Genomic DNA, 19,856 nt, shown 5'->3' with positions numbered 1-19,856 from the left:
GTGGCTCAGGCGTGCTTCGCCGCCGCCGCCTTTTCCAGGCCCAGCAGGCTGATCGACTTCTCGCGCATCTCCACCTTGCGGACCTTGCCGGTCACGGTCATCGGGAACTCCTCGACGACGTGGACGTACCGCGGGATCTTGTAGCGCGCCAGCTTGCCTTCGCAGAACTCGCGCACCTTCTCGGTGGTCAGCGGTTCCGCGCCCTCGCGCATGCGGACCCAGGCCATCAGCTCTTCGCCGTACTTCTCGTCCGGGACGCCGATGACCTGCGCGTCGAGGATGTCCGGGTGGGTGTAGAGGAACTCCTCGATTTCGCGCGGGTACAGGTTTTCGCCGCCGCGGATGACCATGTCCTTGATCCGGCCGGTGATGTTGAGGTAGCCGTCGGCGTCCATCACCGCCAGGTCGCCGGTGTGCATCCAGCGCGCCGCGTCGATCGCCTCGGCCGTCTTGTCCGGCTGCTCCCAGTACCCCAGCATCACCGAATACCCGCGGGTGCACAGCTCGCCCGGCTCGCCGCGCGGGACCGTCAGGCCGGTTTCCGGGTCGACGACCTTGACTTCAAGGTGCGGCCCGACCCGGCCGACCGTCGACACGCGGCGCTCGATCGAGTCGTCCGCCCGGGTCTGCGTCGACACCGGGGACGTCTCGGTCATGCCGTAGCAGATGGACACCTCACGCATCCCCATCCGGTCGATGACCTGCTTCATCACCTCGACCGGGCACGGCGAGCCCGCCATGATCCCGGTGCGCAGCGACGACAGGTCGAACTCGCCGAAGCGCGGGTGGCTGAGCTCGGCGATGAACATCGTCGGCACGCCGTAGAGCGACGTGCACCGCTCGGCCGCGACCGCTTCCAGCGTCGCTTCCGGGTCGAACGCGGGTGCCGGGATGACCATGCAGGCGCCGTGGCTGGTGCAGGCCAGGTTGCCCATCACCATGCCGAAGCAGTGGTAGAAGGGCACCGGGATGCACACCCGGTCCTGCTCGGTGTAGTTGCACAGCTCGCCGACGAAGTAGCCGTTGTTGAGGATGTTGTGGTGGGACAGCGTGGCGCCCTTGGGGAAGCCCGTCGTCCCGGACGTGTACTGGATGTTGATCGGGTCGTCGGCCGACAGCCCGGCCTGCAGGTGCGCCAGCTGCGCCCGGTCGCCGCCGCGGCCCGCCTCCAGCAGCGCCTGCCAGCCCTCGCCGCCGAGGATGACGACGTGTTCGAGCGCGGCGCACTTGTCGCGCACCTCGTCCACCATGGCCGGGTAGTCGGACGTCTTGAACTCGTCCGAGGCGACCAGCAGCCGGATCCCGGCCTGGTTCAGCACGTACGCCAGCTCGTGCGACCGGTAGGCGGGGTTGATGTTGACCAGGATGGCGCCGATCTTGGCCGTCGCGTACTGCAGGAAGGTCCACTCCGCCCGGTTCGGCGACCAGATCCCCACCCGGTCGCCCTTGCCGAGGCCCCGCGCGACCAGCCCCAGCGCCAGTGCGTCCACTTCGGCGGCCAGCTCCCGGTAGGTCCACCGGCGGCCGGCGGCCCGGTCGACCAGCGCGTCGCGATCACCGAAGGCGGCCACCGTCCGGTCGAAGTTGTCACCGATGGTGTCCCCGAGCAGCGGGACCTCCGAGGTCCCCGAGGCGTAGCTCGGCAGGGCGGGCGCGTCAGGCATGGTGCCTCCTGAAGTCGACGATGACTGCCGCCGAGTCTAGGAACCGCGGGACCCGGCAGCCAGCTCGGAAAAGCCCTCTCCGCGGACCCGCTGCCGGTGGCAGGATGCCGGTAGGGAACTAAGGGGAGGGACCCGATGCGAAGAGTGCTGGCCTTGGCCACTGCCGTCCTGCTGCTCGCGGTGGCCGCACCGGCGTCGGCGGCGCCCCGGGTGATCGTGCTGCCGGGCGCCACGTCCGCCGAAGGGATCACCGCGGCCGGCGGCGGCGAGTACTACACCGGCGACCTCATCGCCGGCACGATCTTCCGCGAGGACGTCCGCCGCGGCACCGCCGAACGCTTCATCGAGGCGCCACCCGGCACGATGGCGGCCGGCGTGGACCTGGACCACCGCCACGACCTGCTGTTCGTCGCCGGCGGCAAGGGCGGCAAGGCGTACGTCTACAACGTCCGCACGAAGGCGAAAGTCGCGGACTACACCTTCGGCGACCCGCAGACGTCCTTCGTCAACGACGTGGCGGTCACCCCGTACGGCGCGTGGTTCACCGACTCCTACCACCCGCAGCTGTTCTTCGTGCCGGTGGTGGCGGGCGTGCCCGGACCGCCGCGAACCCTGCCGCTGACCGGCCCGGGAGCGGGCGGTTCCCCGGAGAACTTCTTCATGAACGACGTCATCGCGACACCGTCCGGCGACAAGCTGCTGGTGGCCGCAACGACACCGGGCAAGGTGTACACGATCGACCCGCTCACCGGAGCCAGCAAGGAGATCGCCGGGCTGACGGCGCCCAGCGTGGCCAGCATGGTGCTCGAAGGGCACTGCCTCTGGGCGGTGCAGCTCGACGACAAAATCACCCGCTGGCACCTCGACGGCGACCTGAGCAACGCCACCCCCGCAGGCACGATCACGGACCCCCTGTTCGACCAACCGGTTTCGGCGGCGAAGATCGGCAACCACCTGGCGGTGGTCAATTCCCACATCTACAGCGGCTACCCGCCCACCAGCCCGACATACGAGGTCCTCATCGTCGACGCGTGACCCGATCGGCTCCGCTACGCTCGGGACGTGCCGGAGGAATTCTCACTGGGCCTGACGGAGGTAGCAGCGGCGGTCCGCCGCACGGGCCTCCCGGCGAACTGGCACCCGTTCGAGATCCGCAGCCCGGGCCACACGCTGGAAGAGCACGACCGCGTGCTGGCGGAAGCGTGGGAGTCGTTGCGGGCGCGGGGCTTGGCGGGACCGGAGAAGCTGGACATCGAGGTGGAGCAGACCCTCCGCGCGTGGACGCAGCCGGAGGTGCTGATCATCGTCCGCGCGGCGGAGGTGGCGGACGGCCGGCAGGTGTTCTACCGGGCCACCATCGGCCACGGCCTCGGCGTCTACTCGGAGCTGCTCCCGGACGCGATCAACTTCGTCCGGATCCGCCCCGACCACCTGGTCGATTCCCTGGTCGGGATCCTGCCCCGCTACGGACCCCTGCCGGTGGCCCCGGTGACGTTGACGCATGGCCCGAGCGGGCAGCCGGACGCGGAAGCGCTGAAGGAGTACGCCCAGTGGGCCACGCACCGCCACGGCACGTTCGAGCTGTCGACCCGCATGGGCCAGGCCGCCCTCCGCCCGGCGGGCACGGTGACATTCGCGGACACCGACGGCGGCCGGTACCTGACGTTCACGGAACAGCTGTCGGGCGGCGAGTCGAGGCTGAGGTTCGTCCCCTCGGACGGAGGACACCTGAGAGGGTGGTTGCACGAACGCATCGAGGAGACGACCCACCGGTGACCCGCATCCTCGCCTCGGCGTGGCGGCCTACCCGTAGTGTTCAGGTCGTGACCCGAGCAGTTCGCCTTCGCGCCACCGTCCTCGCCCTGGCCACCCTGGCGCTCGCGCTGAGCGCCTGCGACAGCAAGGTGGGGGGCACTCCGCAAGCCGCGGGCACCTCGTCGAGCAGCGCCAGCCCCACTTCGGCCACCACCGGCAGCTCGAGCGGTAACCCGTTCGAAGGTGTTAGCCCCTGCACCATTATCAACCAGGTCATGGAGGGCGAGGGGTTCCCGGCGGCCACGCCCGGCACCGTGGACAGCGAGCGAAGCTGCGCCTCGAACAAGCCAGGCGACGCCAACGTCGGCGTTGCGCTCCAGGACAACGCCGGTTACGACCAAGGCATCCCGGACCCTTCGAAGGCGTCGCGAGGCCACGTCGGGACGCGAAACGCGATCATCGAGCGCGAGGCCATCGGGGCCGTGGGCCAGTGCACCATTTCCATCGAGGTCAAGCCGAAGTCGCGGGCACTCGTGTCCGTTTCCGGCAACGGCACGACGCAGCAGGCGTGCGACCGAGTGACCGCGATCGCGGTCAAGGTGGAGAAATTGCTCCCGCCCGGCTCCTGAGCCGGGCCGAGGGAGTGACATACGTCCGGCTGTCGCCTCTGCCGCTGATCGCCGGTCACTACTACAGTAGGACCCGGGCACCGAGAGTACTGCTCGACGGGAGGGGACCTGACGTGAGCTCGGATGCGAGTTTCAGTGACCAGCCGATCGCCGCGCCCGCCTCGGGCGACGCAGGGTCGAACTTCCTTTCGGGGCTCCTCAACACCCCAACCGACCCGGACGGGGCGAAGCGCCTCAACGAAGGCGCCCAAGGGCTGAAGAATCTGGCGTTGAACGGTGGCTTCGCCATCAACCAGGCCGGACTCGACAAGTACACGAAGGTCTGCGACGAATTCATCGACGGTTACCGCGGCATCGAATACGAGCTCGAGGTGCTGGCCTGGAAACCGCGGATGGGATCCAGCGACTACGCCGACCAGGTAGCTCAGTTCAACGTGAAGGTCGCTGCGGGCGACGAGCAGTCCCTCGTCCCGAACCTCGAGTTGCTCATCAAAGGATTCCAGCAGGTCAAAGAGGCTTTGGCGATCGCTCGCAAGAACTATCGCGAGACCGAGGACGCCCACGCCCAGACGTTCGCCAAGCTGCGCGGGAGCGAGTGACGATGGCCCAGGGGCACGCCGGACATCGGCAGTACGAAGGGGACTTCTACGCCGAGACGCAGCAGAAACTCCAGCAGAACGTCCACCATTTCGGAGCCGAGGACCAGGGCGACGCTCGTGACGGCGTGACGCCGCAAACCCAGAACCAGGCGGCGCAGTACTCGGTCGAGCAGGGCAAGGTGCTCCTGCACAACCAATCCACCCGCGGCGACGCGCCTGCCCCGGGGCAGAACTACTCCGCCAGCACGCACGAAGACCTGTACAACATGGTCCACCAGAACATGGACCCCAAGGACCTCGACGACCGGGGACGACTGGCCAACCGGATCGGCAACTGGCTCGCCGATGTCTCCAACGCGGCGAACGACGCCGTCAACTCGAGCGAAATCCAGTGGCAGGGCTCAGGTGCCGCGCAGGCGCACGGGTTCTTCCAGAACACCGCCAGCTACACCGCCGAGACCGCCAACGCGGCCCAGCTCAGCTCCAACCGCTACTCGCAGCAAGCTGCCGCCGCTGACTACGCGCAGAAGAACATGCCCGAACCCACCGGGTTCAATCAGCAGGCCGAAATCAACAAGGCCACCCAGCAGTACCAGGCCGGTGACCTCGTCGGCGCGACGCAGACCATGACCAACGTCGCCGCCAAGCAGCAGCAGGCTGATGCCGCTCATCAGCAGGCCGTTCAGGTCCTCCAGAACCTCGACTCCACCTACCACGAGACCGCCAGCACCCAGCCCACCTACACTCCGCCGCCCCAGCTCGGGCAGGGTGACTCCACCTCCGCGAGCGGCTTCCACGGCACCAGCAGCACCGCCTTCACCGGCACCCCCACCCTCGGCGGCGCCGGCGGCACCGGCGGCCAAAGCGGCACCACCGGCACCTTCGTCCCCGGTGGCGCGAACCCGCCGACAGGAACGCCCGGAACCACCCCGCCCCCGACGTACGTCCCCCCGGGGACCACCAGCGGCACCGGCACCTTCAGCGGCAACACCAACTTCCGCGCCGCCCCTGCAGCCGGCGGTACCTTCGGGCGCATGACTCCCGATGGGCTTGCCCTGCCCGGGACCACCGCCGGTGGCACCACCGGCGGCAGCGGGGACATCACCCGCGGCAAGGGCATCGGGTCCGGGCGGGCCGGTACCGGGTTCGCCGGGTCCCGGGTGTCCGGTAGTGCCGGCGCCGCCGCCCCCAAGGAAGCGCCCGGGGAAGGTGGCGGCAAGACCGGCAGCAAGACCGGAGAACGGCTCGAGCGCGGGGCCACCGCCGCCGCGGCTGCCAAGGGCGGCAAGGGTGGCACTCCGGGCGCCGCCGGTGCCGCCGGGAAAAAGAAAGAAGACGACAAAGAACACAAGAACAAGTACGTCGTCGACGAAGACGTCTTCGAGCTCAAGGCCGAACGTGGGCCGGATGGGGAAAAGGTCGTCAAACCGACCATCGGGGAAACCTCCTAGGGGTCATCCCGGGAATCCGGATCAAGAGCACGCGCCGCGGCTACATTGGTGGCATGCGCTTCTTCATCGTCGACGCCTTCACCGATCGCGCCTTCGCCGGGAACTCCGCCGGGGTCGTCCTCCTGGACGAGCCCGCCGACGAGACCTGGATGCAGGCCGTTGCCGCCGAGATGAAACACGCCGAGACCGCTTTCTTCGTCAGGAAGACGAAGTCGCTCCGGTGGTTCACCCCCGCCGTCGAGGTTGCCCTCTGCGGGCACGCCACCCTCGCCGTCACCCACGTTCTCGGCGGCGCGCAGACCTACGCCACCAAGAGCGGGGAACTGCGGGCCCACGCCGAAAACGGCTGGGTCGAGATGGATTTCCCCGCCGATCCGCCGCAGCCGACCGGCGACGACCTGTCCGGAATCCTGCCCGGCGTCGAGATCGAATACACCGGCCGCGGCGTCGAGAACCTCTTCGCCGTCGTGAAGGACGCCGAGACCGTGCGCACCCTCGAACCGGACCTCGGCAAGCTCAAGCACACCTGGACCGGGCGGCTGCTGGTCACCGCACCCGGGGACAAAACTGACTACGTCAGCCGCTTCTTCGCCCCCGGCGTCGGCATCGACGAAGACCCCGTCACCGGCTCCGCGCACTGCATCCTGTCGCCCTACTGGTCCGCGCGACTCGGGAAAACCGACCTCATCGGCGAGCAAGCGTCCGAACGCGGCGGGATCGTCCGGACCCGGCAGGACGGCGACCGCGTCCACCTCGCCGGCCAGGCCATCACCGTGCTGAGCGGGGAGCTGCACGTCTGATGCGCACCCTGCTGAACATCATCTGGCTCATCCTCTGCGGCTTCTGGATGGCCGTCGGCTACCTCGTCGCCGGCGTCATCTGCTGCGTCCTCATCGTCACCATCCCGTTCGGGCTGGCGTCGTTCCGGATCGCGCAGTACGCGTTCTGGCCGTTCGGGCGCACCGTCGTCGACCGGCGGGACGCGGGCGTCGCCTCCTGTCTCGGCAACGTCGTCTGGTTCGTCTTCGCCGGGTGGTGGCTCGCTCTCGGACACGTCGTCACCGGCGTCATGCTGTGCCTGACGGTCGTCGGCATCCCGCTCGGCATCGCGAACTTCAAGATGATCCCCGTGTCGCTGGTGCCGCTCGGCAAGGAGATCGTCGAGATCGCCTAGGACTCCGGCTCGTACGGCAGCTTCACCACCAGGCACGGCCCGCCCACGAACAAGCCGCCGTCGACGCCCAGTGCCTTGCCGCCCGCGTACAGGAACGGGCCCTCGATCTGCGTCGGGTGGATCCCCAGCTGGTCCGCGATGACGCTGTGCCCGTGCACGATCCGCGACCCGCCGAGCACCTCCATCAGCTTCTGCGCGTTCTCCTCACCGTCCGGGCCGCGGAACGCGTACCGCGTCGTCATGCGGCGCCAGACGTCCCACCACGCCTCGATGTCGGACCCCGCGAGGATTTCGCCCGCCGCCTCGTTGATCTCCTCGATCGAGGACCCCCAGTCGAGGTACTCGAGCGTGTCCGAGTGCAGCAGCAGGTGGTCGGCGGCGAGCGCGGCCAGCGGGCGCGCGGCCAGCCACTCGATGTGCTGCGGGGTCAGGCGGTCCTGGTCCGACAGCAGGCCGCCGTTGATCTCCCAGCTGCGGGCGAAGCTGCGCGGGCCGAAGTCGGACGGCACCGGCTCGTCGCCGAAGTGGTACATCCCCAGCGCGAGGATCTCGTGGTTGCCCAGCAGCGTCTGGACCTGGCCGCCGGCCTCCGCCGCCTGCGCTTCCAGCCGCATGACCAGGTCGATCGCGCCGACGCCGTCCGGGCCGCGGTCGACGAAGTCGCCGAGGAACCACAGCTGGTCCTCACCGCCGGACCAGTTGTCCTCCTCGTCGACCAGGCCTTCGGATCTCAGCGCGTCGGCGAGTTCGTCACGGTGCCCGTGGACGTCGCCGACCACGTACGTCGACTTGCTCATCCGGTGACGATAAGCCCTGCTTCCGCCCGGCCCACGCTCAGCCTTCGCCGAACGGGTCCAGGGTCCGCCCGATCAGGTCGGCGATCGAGTCGATCACCAGTGTGGGGCGGTACGGATAGCGTTCGGCTGTCTCACGGGTGGAGATGCCGGTGAGCACCAGGATGGTCTGCAGTCCCGCCTCGATGCCGGAGTGCACGTCGGTGTCCATCCGGTCGCCGATCATCAGCGTCGACTCCGAGTGCGCGCCGAGCCGGCGCAGCGCCGAGCGCATCATCAGCGGGTTCGGCTTGCCGACGTAGTACGGCGAACGCCCGGTGGCCTTCTCGATCAGCGCCGCGACGGACCCGGTGGCGGGCATCGAGCCCTCCAGGCTGGGGCCGGTCGCGTCGGGGTTCGTCGCGATGAACTTCGCGCCGCCCTCGATCAGCCGGATCGCGCGCGTGATCGCGCTGAAGCTGTACGTGCGGGTTTCGCCCAGCACGACGTAATCGGGGTCACGCTCGGTGAGCACGTAGCCGACCTCGTGCAACGCCGTCGTCAGGCCCGCTTCGCCGATGACGTACGCGGAGCCGTTCGGCCGCTGCGAGGAGAGGAACTTCGCGGTCGCCAGCGCCGAGGTCCAGATCGACTCCTCGGGGATGTCGAGCCCGGTGCGCTCCAGCCGCGCCCGCAGGTCGCGCGGGGTGTAGATCGAGTTGTTCGTCAGCACCAGGAAGTCGATGCCGTTCGCCTTCAGCTCGGCGAGGAACTCGTCGGCCCCCGGGACGAGGTGCTCCTCCTTCACCAGGACGCCGTCCATGTCGGAGAGGTACGTCCACCGGCGTTCGTTCATGACGCGGAACCTATCACGCGCGCGAGACACCTGCGGGCCGCGCCGAAAAGGGTTACAGTGGGAATTGCCGGTTGCGCGCGGGGAGTCGCGTTGCCGGTCACCGAGGGGGTTCGGGGGAATACTTTTCGACGTCGACGGCGTGCGCGCCGTCGCGCTATTCGTCCTGCCCCCGCACCGAAGGGGGAAACAAATGACCGAAATCATCGAGCACCCGGCGGCGGCCGGGCCGATCACCGCGCCGAACTGGGGGCTCACCAAGTTCCTCGACCCGCTGCGCATTCCGCCGGTGCTCCGGCCGCATTCGTGGTGGGGCCAGGACATGATCACCATTCCGATGATCACGAAGCGGCAGCGGCTGCACTCAGAATTGCCCGAAAGCACGTTGTGGACGTACGCCGGGCATTTCCCGGGTCCGACGATCGAAGTGCGCAGCGGCAAGCAGCTGCGAATTTCGTGGTCGAACGAAATCGACGGCGAGTTCCCGTTGGTCGCCGTCCAGGGCCCGCTCACGGACGGGCCGACGAGCCGCCCCGGCCGGGACCTGGACCGGCCGGGCTATTCGATCATCGACGGCGTCGCCGACCTGCCGGCGTGGACCGTCGTCCACCTCCACGGCGCGCGCACCAACGCCGGCAACGACGGCTGGGCGCACAACGCGGGCCTCAAGCGGACGTCGCAGCTGGCCGAGTACCAGAACCAGCAGCAGGCGATGCCGCTGTGGTACCACGACCACGCCATGGCGATCACCCGCTTCAACGTCCACACGGGCCTCGCGGGCATGTACCTCGTCCGCGACGACGAGGAGGACGCGCTGGGCCTGCCGCACGGCGACCACGAGATCCCGCTGATCATCACCGACCGGAACCTCGACACCGACCCGGCGACCCAGGCGCTCACCGGGCAGCTGCTGTTCAAGGTCCCGGCCCTGCCGAACGGCACGCTGATTCCGTTCTCCGGGCCGTTCAACCTGGTCAACGGCGTGATCTGGCCGCACCTGGACGTCGACGCCCGGTGGTACCGCTTCCGCCTGCTCAACGCGGCGAACTCGCGGTTCTACACGCTCAACCTGGTCGACGAGAACAACGTCCCGCAGAACGACGCCGTCCGGCTGATCGGCACCGACGGCGGCCTGCTGCCGGCCCCCGCCGAGCTGCCGGCGGGCGGCCTGACCGTCGCCCCGGCCGAGCGGTTCGACGTGCTGATCGACTTCAGCCGCTTCAAGGGGCAGCACCTCAGGCTGCGCAACGCCGACCCGCTGCTGGGCATCGTCGAACCGGACCTGATGGAGTTCCGGGTGGACAGCCGGGCCAAGCACGACCCGTTCACGCTGCCGGAGAAGGTCTCGACGTCGTACGTCCGGCTGCAGCACGGCACGACGCTGCCGGAGGACCACGACCACGTCTGGGTCGCGCTGCTGCTCAACGCCCAGGGCCACCCGGAGATGTGGGACCTGCAGGAGGTCGACGCGGACCCGGGCGGCGCGGGGATCATCCAGCTCCAGGACCCGAACGGCGGGCTGAAGACGTTCCGGATGAACGGGCGGCTCTTCGACGACACCACCGGGATCTTCATCGACCACGACCGGTGGGCGGTGTGGAACCTGGTGCACGTGGCGAACGGCGGTCCCGCGCACCCGATCCACATCCACCTGACGGAGTTCCAGGCGCTGTTCCGGCGCAGCTTCACGACGACGTTCGACCAGGCCGCCGAGCGGACGACGACGCCGATCAGCGGCTTCACCGACGTCCCGCTGGAGAAGTACGAGGAGGGCTGGAAGGACACGATCATCGTGCGGCCCGGCCAGTGGGTGAGCGTCGCCGGCCGGTTCGGCGGCGGAACCGGCGAGTTCATGTTCCACTGCCACATCCTCGACCACGAGGACGAGGGGATGATGCGGCCGTTCGTCGTGCACCCGCCCGAGGTGGCGAAGTTCCACGTCCACCCGGGCGGCCACCACCACGACGGCTGACCCACCTGCTCGTGAGTGGTAAGGCGCGTTCTAACGCGCCTTACCACTCACGACGAGCCGGGAGGGGCCGCGGCCGGGTGGATCGTCACGGTCGCGGCCTTCACCGACAGCGTCACCGCCGAGCCGGGCTCGAGGGCGAGCTCGGCGACGGCGGCCGGGGTGAGGTCGGCGGTCAGGCCGTGGGCCCAGCCGTCGCCCTCGGCCCGGACGCGGATCACCGGCCCGTGCGGTTCCAGGGCCGCGACGACGCCGTCGGCGGTGTTGCGCGGGCTGCCGCGGTGCTCGCCGTCGCGGGAGTAGACGGCGACGGCGTTCGGCGGGAACACCGCCACCGCGGGCTCCCCGGGCACGACGTCGGCCGCCGGGAGCCCGCTGACCACCTCGCCGGACGCCGTCCGCAGCCCCTCGGGGACCGCCGTGCCGGCGACGAGGTTGAGCCCGGCGATCCGCGCGGTGAACGCCGTCCGCGGCGCCGAAAGGACTTCACGGGTGGGGCCGCGTTCGACGATGCGGCCGTCGTTCATCACCGCGACGTGGTCGGCGAGCGCGAGCGCGTCCAGCGGGTCGTGGGTGACGAGCACCGTCGTCGGCCCGGTCTTGAGCACCCGCCGCAGCAGGCCGCGGATCGCCGGGGCCGCGTCGACGTCGAGGGCGGCGAACGGCTCGTCGAGCAGGAGCAGGTCCGGTTCGGCGGCCAGCGCCCTGGCGATCGCGACGCGCTGCGCCTGCCCGCCGGACAGCTGCCCCGGCCGCCGGTCGGCCAGCGAAACGGCGTCCACCTCGGCCAGCCAGTAGTAGGCGCGCTCCCGGGCGGCGCGGCGGCCGGCGCCGGTCGACCGCGGCGCGAAGGCGACGTTGTCGACCGCCGAGAGGTGCGGGAAGAGCAGCGCGTCCTGGGAGAGCAGCCCGATCCCGCGGCGGTGCGGCGGCACGGCGGCCAGCGGGCGCCCGGCCACGGTGATCTCCGCCGACGACGGCGTGATCAGGCCCGAGAGGCAGCCCAGCACCGTCGACTTGCCCGAGCCGTTCGGGCCGAGCAGCGCGAGCACCGTCCCGGCGGGGACGTCGAGGTCCACCGCCAGCGCGAACGAGCCGCGGACGGCCTCGATCCGGGCGGTCAGGCTCACCGCAGGCCGCCTTCCCACGAACGCGGGCGGGCCACCGCGATGACGACGACCGCCACGACGATGAGCAGCAGGGACAGCGCGACGGCGCTGTCGATGTCCGCTTCGGCCTGCGTGTAGACCTCGAGCGGGAGGGTGCGCGTGACGTCTTCGAGGCTGCCGGCGAAGGTGATCGTCGCGCCGAACTCGCCGAGCGCGCGGGCGAAGCTCAGGACGACGCCGGAGCCGAGCGCGGGCAGCAGCAGCGGGAGCGTCACGCGCCGGAAGACGGTCCACGGGCGCGCGCCGAGCGTCGCGGCGACCTGCTCGTAGCGGTCGCCGGAGCCGCGCAGCGCGCCTTCGAGGCTGACCACGAGGAACGGCATCGCGACGAACGTCTGCGCGATGACCACCGCGGTCGTGGTGAACGGGACCGATTCCCCGGTCAGTGCGGTGATCAGCATGCCGAGGAAGCCCTTGCGGCCGAGCAGGTAGAGCAGCGCGAGGCCGCCGACCACCGGCGGCAGCACCAGCGGCAGCAGCACGATCGAGCGCAGCAGCCGGACGCCGCGGAACCGGGCCCTGGCCAGCACCACGGCCAGCGGCACCCCGAGCAGCACGCAGGCCAGCGTGGACAGGCCCGCGGTGAGCAGCGACAGCCGCAGCGCGTGCCACGACGACGGCGTGACGACCAGCGACGGCAGCCGCGTCAGGTTCGAGCGGACCAGCAGGCCGACGACCGGCAGCACGACGAGCGCCAGCGCCAGCGTGGCCGGGACGGCGAGCACCCACGGAACCCGCGCACGGCCGGCCGGGACGGATCCCGGCCGGCCGCTCGTGCCGCGCCTACTGAGCAGGGCCGAACCCGACCTTGGCCAGCTCGGTCTTGCCCTCGGTGCCGAGCACGAAGTCGTCGAACTCCTTGGCCAGCTCGGCCTGCCCGCCCTTGACCACGGCGATCGGGTAGCTGTTGATCGCCTGGGCCGCCTCGGGGAAGTCGACCTTGCCCGCGGACGAGGTGACGTCGGTGACGTAGACCAGGCCCGCGTCGGCGTCGCCGGAGGCGACCTTGTTCAGCACCTGCTTGACGTCCTGCTCCTCGCTCTTCGGCTTGAGCGTGACGCCGGTGGCGGTCTCCACCTTCTTGGTGGCCGAGCCGCACGGCACCTGCGGGGCGCAGGTGATCACGGTCAGCCCGGCCTTGTTCAGGTCCGCGAAGGACTTGATGCCCTTGGGATTGCCGGGCGCGACCGCGATGGCGAGCTTGTTGGTGGCGAAGACGGCCGGCTGGCCGTCGATCACGCCGCCCTGGACGGCCTTGTTCATGTTGGGCTGGTCGGCCGAGGCGAAGACGTCGGCCTTCGCGCCGTTGGTCAGCTGCTGGGCCAGGCCGGACGAGCCCGCGAAGCTGAACTTCACGGTGGTGCCGGGGTGCTTGGCCTCGAACTCCTTGCCGAGCGCGGTGAACGACTCGGTGAGCGACGCGGCGGCGAACACGGTCAGCGTGCCGCCGCCGCCCGCGTTGCCGGCCCCCTTGGGCGCGGGCGCGGTGACCGACGCGCCGCCGGACTGCGTGCTGGGCTCGTCCGAGCTGCTGCACGCGCCCGCGAACAGGGCGACAGCGGCCACGGCGAGAGCGAACTGTGTCATCCGGGGCTTCGCCCCGGGCCGGGGGCTCCGCCACCCGGACCCCCGAAAAGCGGGCTTGTTCATTTACTTCCTTCCGGTGTTTCCACCACGACGGTGGTCGCCTTGACCACCGCGACCGCGAGCACCCCGGGGCGCAGGCCCAGCTCGCGGACGGCTTCGGTACTCATCAGGGACACCACGCGGTGCGCCCCGCACTGCAGTTCCACCTGGGCCATCACCTTGTCGGTGATGACCTCGGTGACCAGCCCCACGAACCTATTGCGGGCGGACCGGCCGACCGCCGAGGGGTCGTCGGGGGCGGCGGCCTGCGCTCGGGCGAACCCGGCGAGCTGGGCGCCGTCGACGACCTTGCGGCCGGCGGCGTCGTCGGTCGCGGTCAGCTGCCCCGCGCGCACCCACCTCCGGACGGTGTCGTCGCTGACCCCGAGCAGGCGCGCGGCCTCGGACAACCGAAATTGCGGCATGCCGCAGACATTATCTCCGCAGTTGAGGAAAAGCTACGCGGGGCGCGAATTGTCCATGACTTCGGCGCGCAGCTCTTCGAGCATGACATTCTGATAACGCTCGATGACTTTTCGCTCGGCCGGGGAGAACTGCGCGAGCAGGTCGCGAAGGGCCCCGAAGGCCGACTCGAAGAGCGGGGCGAAGCGCTCCGCCGCCCCCGGGACCACCTCGACGAGGACCTTGCGGCGGTCGTGCGTGTCGCGCACCCGGCGGACCAGGCCGACCTTCTCCAGCCGGTCGACCACGCCGGTGACGGCGCCGGTCGACAGGCCCGTCAGCTCGGCGATCCGGCCGGCCGTGAGCGGGCCGCCCGCCTGGATGACCAGGTCGAACGCCTTGTGGTCGGTGCCGGACAGGCCCATCCGCTCGGCGATCCTGGCGTGCCGCAGGACGGTGAAGGTGCTGCTCGCACGACCCAGTTCCGCGAACCGGAAGAGCTCCTCTTCCGTGACCGGGTAAGTCTTTTCCGTCACAAGCCCTCGTTAGTTCGGCCACTGAACCACTCACTGCGCAAAGTATCCTAGAGAAGAGGCCAGTCCGCCCGTTCCGGAGCTACTCTGGGCCTAATGACGGCAGTGGATCTCGGGTTTCCTCGCGTCCCCGGTACACGAGGGTCTTCTCGCGTGCCCAGGCCCGAGAACCCGCACCTCATAGACACCTTCGGCCGGGTGGCCACCGATCTCCGGGTTTCCCTGACGGATCGGTGCAACCTGCGCTGCACCTACTGCATGCCCGCCGAGGGCCTCGACTGGATGCCCGGCGAGCAAGTGCTGACCGACGACGAGCTGATCCGGCTGATGCGGATCGCCGTCGAGCAGCTCGGGATCACCGACATCCGGCTCACCGGCGGGGAACCGCTGCTGCGGCAGGGTCTCGAAGACCTCGTCGCGCGGATCACGGCACTGGAACCGCGGCCGCGGTTGTCCATGACCACCAACGGGATCGGGCTGGCCCGCCGCGCCGCGGGTCTCGCCGCGGCCGGGCTGGACCGGATCAACGTCTCGCTCGACACGATCGATCCCGAGCTGTTCAAGACGATCACCCGGCGCGACCGGCTCTCGCACGTGCTCGCGGGCCTCGCCGCGGCGCGGGACGCCGGCATGTCGCCGGTCAAGGTCAACGCCGTGCTGATCCGCGGGCTCAACGAGACCGAAGCCGTGCCGCTGCTGAAGTTCTGCCTCGACGAGGGCTACCACCTGCGGTTCATCGAGCAGATGCCGCTGGACGCCCAGCACGGCTGGAACCGCGGCGAGATGATCACCGCGGCCGAGATCCTCGGGATGCTCGGTGAGTCGTTCACGCTGACGCCGTTCCCGGTGGCGCGGGGCGGCGCCCCGGCCGAGCGCTGGCTGGTCGACGGCGGCCCCGGCGACGTCGGCGTGATCGCGTCGGTGACGAGGCCGTTCTGCTCGGCCTGCGAGCGCACGCGGCTGACCGCGGACGGCGCGGTCCGATCCTGCCTGTTCAGCAACGACGAAACGGATCTGCGGTCCCTCGTGCGCGCGGGCGCGCGCGATGAGGAGGTGGCGGACGCTTGGCGGGCGACGATGTGGGGCAAGCTCGCCGGCCACGAGATCAACGACGCCGGGTTCGCGCAGCCGATCCGGCCGATGAGCGCGATCGGCGGTTGAGATGGGGCCCGTGACCATCGTGGTGCGGTACTTCGCGGCGGCGCGTGCGGCCGCGGGGACGGAAGAGGAGAAGGTGCAGCTGCCGGACGGCGCGACGGTCGCCGACGCGGTGGCCGAGCTGCGCCGCCGCCACCCGGACGGCCTGCCGCGGATCCTGGAGGCGGTCAGCTACCTGCTCGACGGCATCGCGGTCCGCGACCTCACCCGCCCCCTCACCGACGGCGCGGAGCTGGACGTCCTCCCGCCCTTCGCCGGCGGCTGACCCACCTCACGTCCCCAGACGGTCATCTCGCGTACCTGGACAGTCGGCTCGCGTACCTGGACGGTCGGCTCGCGTACCTGGACGGTCGGCTCGCGAGGGTAGCCAGTCGGCTTGGCGCGGCTGCGAGTCGCCCTCCGGGTGCGTGAACCGGCCGGCTGGGGGCGTGGGGCAGGCCGTCCGGCGGAGGGGTGACGACTTCGTCCTGGCTGTATCTCCGCGACCGCTCGGGTACGGCGGCCGACCACTCGCCGACGCGGGTTTCGGGCCCTCGGCGTGGCGCGTCACCGTTTCCGGGCGTTCGCGAGAAGCTGATCGCGACCGGCCACCACCCGTCCGGTGACCTGTTTCACCTGGTCCGCGCCCCGCGTCGAACCCGGCGAGCGAGGGCGGCGGCCGGCGCGGCTCCGGGCGTGGCCGCAAACCCCCCGAACAGGTGGGACTACTGTGACTCACGGGGCAAGTGGGGCACGATTGTCAAGTCTGGCGCCGTCCGGTCACTGGTCATAAGATGCGCGCTTCAATCGCGATCCGGGCGTCGCGAATGGCCCATTCGCTACGCGAAACACGTGATGCAAGCCTCACGATCCGTGTTTTATCTCGGCCAGGAAACGGGCAGATAACGGCCCGCTGACCTGCACAAACAAGGCTATCGGCCAGGGTTGCGTGTCGTTACTGTGACGTAGGTCACGCCCCGAATAATTTCCGATCACGGCCATCGTTACGTACCGTCGCTTTTCGGTTGGCCCCGACCGACCGCGCAACACCCGGGAATCCGTAGCGCCTAGCCCTGTCCGACGGATCCCCGGCCCATACCCCGAGCGAAAGCATTTCCGGACAGGGACGAGGGGACGAAGATGACGCGCCGTGCGTCGGACTCGTCTGCCGGTCTGAGACGGCCGGCGCCAGGACCCCGATCCTGACCCTCACCACCAGGTCGTAGGCGCTGGAAAACCGAGAAGCATTCAAATGTCTTACCGAGGCAAGCACCGCAAGATGTCCGCTGCCACCCGCACCGTCGCTCGCGTCGCCATCGCGGGCATCGCGGTCGGCGCGCCCATCGCGATCGCCGCGACCCCCGCGTCGGCGACCAACTGGGACGCCATCGCGCAGTGTGAGAGCAGCGGCAACTGGAACACCAACACCGGCAACGGCTACTACGGCGGCCTGCAGTTCACGCAGAGCACCTGGAAGGCCTACGGCGGTTCCGGCAGCGCGGCGAACGCTTCCCGCGAGGAGCAGATCGCCGTGGCCGAGCGCGTCCTGCAGGGTCAGGGCATCGGCGCGTGGCCGGTCTGCGGCAAGAAGGGCGGCGGCGGTTCGTCGGCCCCGAAGGCCACCCACAAGACCACCACGAAGCAGGCCACCCCGAAGAAGAGCACGACGACCGCCCCGAAGAAGGCGGCCGTGGCTCCGGCGGCCCCCGCGGCCCCGGCGGCGACCGGTGTGAGCAGCTCCAACCCGGCCGGTGACTACACCGTCGTGGCGGGCGACACGCTGTCCAAGATCGCCAAGCAGTTCAACGTCCAGGGCGGCTACCAGAAGCTGCAGGACCTGAACGCGAAGTACATCCCGAACGCGGACCTGATCCTCGTCGGCCAGAAGATCGCCACCAAGTGACGATCACGCAGTGATGCGCGAGTCCGGCCTCGAGCCGTGACCTGACAGGGCTCCCACCGCCGATCCCCCGGGCGGTGGGAGCCCTTCACGCGTTCCACGGCGCGCCGGCGCGGGTTTTCACCCGCGGGAGCTCCCCTGGCCGCACCGGGCAAATCGGGCGGCCCTACGGGCACTCACAGCGGCCGCGAGCCGCGAGGTGCTCCAGCGCTCCGGACGGTCCGCCGGGTCAGGGCGAGTTGACCCACTCGTCCGTGCCGTCGGTGAAGTGCTGGTGCTTCCACACCGGCAGCCGCGCCTTGACCTCGTCCACCAGCTCCGAGCACGCCGAGAACGCCTGGCCCCGGTGCTCCGCCGCGACCGCACACGCCAGTGCCACGTCGCCGATCGTCAGGGCGCCCAGGCGGTGGCTCACCGCCACCGCGCGGACCCCCGCCCAGCGGGCCGACAGGTCCGCCACCACGTCCGCGATCACCTGGCCCGCGCTCGGGTGGCCCTCGTACGTCAGGTCGCGGACGCCCTTGCCGCCGTCGTGGTCGCGGACCACCCCGGAGAACGTCACCACCGCGCCCGCCGCGTCGTCCTCGACCAGGCGGGCGTGCTCCTCCACCGACAGCGGCTCCTCGGTCACCAGGGCGCGCGCGACCCGCACCGAGGGAGCCGGGCTCGGGGTACGCGGGTGGTCGCCGCCCGCCAGCTGGTCCACCGCGTGCTCCAAAACGCCCTCCAGCACGCCCAGGCCGTCCCGGACGCCGCCGGTGGAGCCCGGGAGGTTCACCACCAGCGTCCGCCCCGCCACGCCCGCCACACCGCGCGACAGCACCGCCGTCGGCACCTTCGGCAGGCCGGCCGCGCGGATCGCGTCCGCCACGCCCGGCAGTTCGTGGTCGAGGACCGCGCGGGTGACGTCCGGGGTGCGGTCCGTCGGCGAGATGCCGGTGCCGCCCGTGGTGAGCACCACCGCGACGCCGTCGGCCAGCGCGGCCCGCAGCGCCGCGCCCACCGGGTCGCCGTCCTCGACGACGACCGGGGCCGGCACGTCGTACCCGCGGTCCGCCAGCCAGGCCGTGATGACCGGGCCCGTCTTGTCCTCGTAGACGCCCTTCGCGGCGCGGTTGGACGCCACGATCACGCGCGCGGTGCGCTTCACGGCCGCTCCCACGTTCCGGTCTTGCCGCCGTCCTTGCGGAGCAGGCGGACCTCGTCCAGGGTGGCCGCCGGGTCGACGGCCTTGATCATGTCGTGCAGCGTCAGCCCGGCGACCGCCACCGCGGTCAGGGCCTCCATCTCGACGCCGGTGACGTCGGTGGTCTTCGCGGTCGCGCGGATGCCGACCTCGGCCTCGCCGAGGGTGAACTCGACCTTGACCCCGGACAACGCGATCTGGTGGCACAGCGGGATCAGTTCGGGCACGCGCTTGGCGCCCATGATCCCGGCGATCCGGGCGGTGGCCAGCGCGTCGCCCTTCGGGAGGCCGTCGGTGGCCAGCAGCCGGAGCACCTCGGCGGTGGTCCGCACGGTCCCGGCGGCGAGCGCGGTGCGCGCGGTGGCGGTCTTGCCGGAGACGTCGACCATCCGGGCGGCGCCGGTCTCGTCGACGTGGCTGAGTTCACTCACGCCCCGAGGCTACTTCCGCCGCCGGGCCGGGGGTGCCGCACCTCGACGATCGTCGCGGTTCCCGCGATCGGCGATCGTTCGTGCATGGTGATCGAGTCCCCCGGTGCGAGATGGCGCCAGCTCGGCGGCACGAGCGGAGCGAGCCGGACGGAGCCGTGCCCACCGGGCTCGAGGGCGGGAGCGAACTCGACCCAGAGCCTCGCGACGTGCAGGTCATCGCGCCCTCCGGCGACAGACCGGCCGAGCGCCCACATCGGCCGCAGCTGTCCCTCCCCGGGAACCGGGGTGCGACGGCCGCCGGCTTCGGGCGGGACCAGCCGAAGGTCGGCCCTGATGATGCCGTGGCGGGTTTCCCAGCCCCGCCACCGGCACCAGGCGGCCTTGCGTTCGAGGAACATCTGCCGGGCGGCCTCCGCGAGGAGCTCCCAGTACTCGGCGGTCTGCCACCGGACGCCGTCGAAGTCCTCGAGGATGTCGAGCGCGACCTCCCATTCGTCTTCGCGGAGACAGTCGTGCACGTCGACGGCCCCGAACCCGGCGTCGCTCCTGGCCTCGTCCGGGACGAGGCCGGCAGCGCGCCGAAGCAGCTCGGTAGTGTCCATGAG

General features: G+C 70.5%; 22 protein-coding genes. 11 read left to right on the top strand and 11 right to left on the bottom strand.

Features of this window, described 5'->3' with window-relative positions:
* Nucleotides 1-5 precede the first annotated feature (5 nt).
* Nucleotides 6-1,664 (bottom strand): AMP-binding protein, encoded by a 1,659-nt coding sequence (locus tag AB0M93_RS34935; RefSeq protein WP_364281794.1) that lies wholly within the window; start codon nt 1,662-1,664, stop codon nt 6-8.
* Between the two features lie 135 nt (nt 1,665-1,799).
* On the opposite strand from AB0M93_RS34935, the gene AB0M93_RS34930 reads away from it, so the two are divergent.
* The 7 genes from AB0M93_RS34930 (at nt 1,800) to AB0M93_RS34900 (ending at nt 7,272) form a co-directional block, all read left to right on the top strand.
* Complete coding sequence (locus AB0M93_RS34930) at nt 1,800-2,699, top strand: hypothetical protein (protein WP_364281792.1); 900 nt, start codon at nt 1,800-1,802, stop codon at nt 2,697-2,699.
* Nucleotides 2,700-2,726: 27 nt separating this feature from the next.
* The gene (locus tag AB0M93_RS34925; RefSeq protein ID WP_364281789.1) at nt 2,727-3,440 is read left to right on the top strand and encodes an ESX secretion-associated protein EspG; all 714 of its coding nucleotides are present in this window, start codon (nt 2,727-2,729) and stop codon (nt 3,438-3,440) included.
* A complete protein-coding gene (locus AB0M93_RS34920) occupies nt 3,437-4,048 on the top strand; it encodes a DUF3558 family protein (protein ID WP_364281786.1) in 612 nt (203 codons plus the stop codon). The genes AB0M93_RS34925 and AB0M93_RS34920 overlap by 4 nt, the downstream gene beginning before the upstream one ends.
* Nucleotides 4,049-4,161: 113 nt before the next feature.
* A complete protein-coding gene (locus tag AB0M93_RS34915) occupies nt 4,162-4,647 on the top strand; it encodes a hypothetical protein (RefSeq protein ID WP_364281784.1) in 486 nt (161 codons plus the stop codon).
* A gap of 2 nt (nt 4,648-4,649) precedes the next feature.
* The gene (locus AB0M93_RS34910; RefSeq protein ID WP_364281781.1) at nt 4,650-6,098 is read left to right on the top strand and encodes a hypothetical protein; all 1,449 of its coding nucleotides are present in this window, start codon (nt 4,650-4,652) and stop codon (nt 6,096-6,098) included.
* Between the two features lie 53 nt (nt 6,099-6,151).
* Nucleotides 6,152-6,898, top strand: a complete 747-nt coding sequence (locus AB0M93_RS34905) for a PhzF family phenazine biosynthesis protein (RefSeq protein ID WP_364281778.1) — start codon at nt 6,152-6,154, stop codon at nt 6,896-6,898.
* Complete coding sequence (locus AB0M93_RS34900) at nt 6,898-7,272, top strand: YccF domain-containing protein (protein WP_364281775.1); 375 nt, start codon at nt 6,898-6,900, stop codon at nt 7,270-7,272. Before AB0M93_RS34905 ends, AB0M93_RS34900 begins: the two co-directional genes overlap by 1 nt.
* Here the strand turns inward: AB0M93_RS34900 and AB0M93_RS34895 are convergent.
* Together AB0M93_RS34895 and AB0M93_RS34890 are read right to left on the bottom strand one after the other, a co-directional pair.
* A complete protein-coding gene (locus tag AB0M93_RS34895; RefSeq protein ID WP_364281772.1) occupies nt 7,269-8,069 on the bottom strand; it encodes a metallophosphoesterase in 801 nt (266 codons plus the stop codon). The two genes, AB0M93_RS34900 and AB0M93_RS34895, sit on opposite strands and share 4 nt — an antisense overlap.
* A 37-nt stretch (nt 8,070-8,106) precedes the next feature.
* Nucleotides 8,107-8,901, bottom strand: coding sequence for an HAD-IIA family hydrolase (locus AB0M93_RS34890; RefSeq protein WP_364281769.1), 795 nt, complete (start codon nt 8,899-8,901; stop codon nt 8,107-8,109).
* 190 nt (nt 8,902-9,091) lie between these two features.
* Between AB0M93_RS34890 and AB0M93_RS34885 the strand changes: the two genes are divergently transcribed.
* On the top strand, nt 9,092-10,870 hold the full coding sequence (locus AB0M93_RS34885) for a multicopper oxidase domain-containing protein (RefSeq protein ID WP_364281766.1): 1,779 nt from the start codon (nt 9,092-9,094) through the stop codon (nt 10,868-10,870).
* A gap of 47 nt (nt 10,871-10,917) precedes the next feature.
* Here AB0M93_RS34885 and AB0M93_RS34880 read toward each other — a convergent pair whose 3' ends face one another.
* The 5 genes from AB0M93_RS34880 to AB0M93_RS34860 are packed head-to-tail and all read right to left on the bottom strand — an operon-like array spanning nt 10,918 to nt 14,600.
* Nucleotides 10,918-11,997: an ABC transporter ATP-binding protein gene (locus tag AB0M93_RS34880; protein ID WP_364281764.1), complete on the bottom strand. Its 1,080-nt coding sequence runs from the start codon at nt 11,995-11,997 to the stop codon at nt 10,918-10,920.
* The gene (locus AB0M93_RS34875; protein WP_364281761.1) at nt 11,994-12,761 is read right to left on the bottom strand and encodes an ABC transporter permease; all 768 of its coding nucleotides are present in this window, start codon (nt 12,759-12,761) and stop codon (nt 11,994-11,996) included. The genes AB0M93_RS34880 and AB0M93_RS34875 overlap by 4 nt, the downstream gene beginning before the upstream one ends.
* Before the next feature lie 58 nt (nt 12,762-12,819).
* Nucleotides 12,820-13,623, bottom strand: coding sequence for a molybdate ABC transporter substrate-binding protein (gene modA, locus AB0M93_RS34870; protein WP_364281758.1), 804 nt, complete (start codon nt 13,621-13,623; stop codon nt 12,820-12,822).
* 59 nt (nt 13,624-13,682) lie between these two features.
* Nucleotides 13,683-14,087, bottom strand: coding sequence for a TOBE domain-containing protein (locus tag AB0M93_RS34865; protein WP_086852751.1), 405 nt, complete (start codon nt 14,085-14,087; stop codon nt 13,683-13,685).
* A 33-nt stretch (nt 14,088-14,120) separates the two neighbouring features.
* Complete coding sequence (locus tag AB0M93_RS34860) at nt 14,121-14,600, bottom strand: MarR family transcriptional regulator (protein WP_364281755.1); 480 nt, start codon at nt 14,598-14,600, stop codon at nt 14,121-14,123.
* Nucleotides 14,601-14,750: 150 nt separating this feature from the next.
* Between AB0M93_RS34860 and moaA the strand changes: the two genes are divergently transcribed.
* The 3 genes from moaA (at nt 14,751) to AB0M93_RS34845 (ending at nt 17,637) form a co-directional block, all read left to right on the top strand.
* A complete protein-coding gene (gene moaA, locus AB0M93_RS34855; protein ID WP_364281752.1) occupies nt 14,751-15,758 on the top strand; it encodes a GTP 3',8-cyclase MoaA in 1,008 nt (335 codons plus the stop codon).
* A 1-nt stretch (nt 15,759) separates the two neighbouring features.
* Nucleotides 15,760-16,020: a MoaD/ThiS family protein gene (locus AB0M93_RS34850; protein WP_364281749.1), complete on the top strand. Its 261-nt coding sequence runs from the start codon at nt 15,760-15,762 to the stop codon at nt 16,018-16,020.
* Between the two features lie 966 nt (nt 16,021-16,986).
* Complete coding sequence (locus AB0M93_RS34845; RefSeq protein ID WP_364281746.1) at nt 16,987-17,637, top strand: transglycosylase family protein; 651 nt, start codon at nt 16,987-16,989, stop codon at nt 17,635-17,637.
* Between the two features lie 226 nt (nt 17,638-17,863).
* Here AB0M93_RS34845 and AB0M93_RS34840 read toward each other — a convergent pair whose 3' ends face one another.
* From AB0M93_RS34840 to AB0M93_RS34830, 3 genes are read right to left on the bottom strand one after another with little or no spacing between them, the layout of a single operon-like run.
* Complete coding sequence (locus tag AB0M93_RS34840; RefSeq protein WP_364281743.1) at nt 17,864-18,784, bottom strand: molybdenum cofactor biosynthesis protein MoaE; 921 nt, start codon at nt 18,782-18,784, stop codon at nt 17,864-17,866.
* A complete protein-coding gene (moaC, locus tag AB0M93_RS34835; RefSeq protein ID WP_086852742.1) occupies nt 18,781-19,251 on the bottom strand; it encodes a cyclic pyranopterin monophosphate synthase MoaC in 471 nt (156 codons plus the stop codon). The genes AB0M93_RS34840 and moaC overlap by 4 nt, the downstream gene beginning before the upstream one ends.
* Nucleotides 19,248-19,853 carry a hypothetical protein gene (locus AB0M93_RS34830; RefSeq protein WP_364281740.1) on the bottom strand — a complete coding sequence of 202 codons (606 nt, stop codon included), beginning with the start codon at nt 19,851-19,853 and terminating at the stop codon, nt 19,248-19,250. The genes moaC and AB0M93_RS34830 overlap by 4 nt, the downstream gene beginning before the upstream one ends.
* Between the last annotated feature and the right edge of the window lie 3 nt (nt 19,854-19,856).

The sequence above is a fragment of the Amycolatopsis sp. NPDC051102 genome (genome assembly GCF_040682815.1).
Lineage (GTDB): Bacteria > Actinomycetota > Actinomycetes > Mycobacteriales > Pseudonocardiaceae > Amycolatopsis.
Note: the sequence above shows the minus strand (reverse complement) of the source record. Positions and strands in the feature narration are given on the sequence as shown.

What these genes read in the sequence shown, in the direction of transcription:
- modA (WP_364281758.1), bottom strand. Translation starts at nt 13,623, where the DNA reads ATGACACAGTTCGCTCTCGCCGTGGCCGCTGTCGCCCTGTTCGCGGGC.
- AB0M93_RS34905 (WP_364281778.1), top strand. Translation starts at nt 6,152, where the DNA reads ATGCGCTTCTTCATCGTCGACGCCTTCACCGATCGCGCCTTCGCCGGG.
- AB0M93_RS34910 (WP_364281781.1), top strand. Translation starts at nt 4,650, where the DNA reads ATGGCCCAGGGGCACGCCGGACATCGGCAGTACGAAGGGGACTTCTAC.
- AB0M93_RS34930 (WP_364281792.1), top strand. Translation starts at nt 1,800, where the DNA reads ATGCGAAGAGTGCTGGCCTTGGCCACTGCCGTCCTGCTGCTCGCGGTG.
- AB0M93_RS34845 (WP_364281746.1), top strand. Translation starts at nt 16,987, where the DNA reads ATGTCTTACCGAGGCAAGCACCGCAAGATGTCCGCTGCCACCCGCACC.
- AB0M93_RS34900 (WP_364281775.1), top strand. Translation starts at nt 6,898, where the DNA reads ATGCGCACCCTGCTGAACATCATCTGGCTCATCCTCTGCGGCTTCTGG.
- AB0M93_RS34885 (WP_364281766.1), top strand. Translation starts at nt 9,092, where the DNA reads ATGACCGAAATCATCGAGCACCCGGCGGCGGCCGGGCCGATCACCGCG.
- AB0M93_RS34890 (WP_364281769.1), bottom strand. Translation starts at nt 8,901, where the DNA reads ATGAACGAACGCCGGTGGACGTACCTCTCCGACATGGACGGCGTCCTG.
- AB0M93_RS34850 (WP_364281749.1), top strand. Translation starts at nt 15,760, where the DNA reads ATGGGGCCCGTGACCATCGTGGTGCGGTACTTCGCGGCGGCGCGTGCG.
- AB0M93_RS34935 (WP_364281794.1), bottom strand. Translation starts at nt 1,664, where the DNA reads ATGCCTGACGCGCCCGCCCTGCCGAGCTACGCCTCGGGGACCTCGGAG.
- AB0M93_RS34865 (WP_086852751.1), bottom strand. Translation starts at nt 14,087, where the DNA reads ATGCCGCAATTTCGGTTGTCCGAGGCCGCGCGCCTGCTCGGGGTCAGC.
- AB0M93_RS34830 (WP_364281740.1), bottom strand. Translation starts at nt 19,853, where the DNA reads ATGGACACTACCGAGCTGCTTCGGCGCGCTGCCGGCCTCGTCCCGGAC.
- AB0M93_RS34895 (WP_364281772.1), bottom strand. Translation starts at nt 8,069, where the DNA reads ATGAGCAAGTCGACGTACGTGGTCGGCGACGTCCACGGGCACCGTGAC.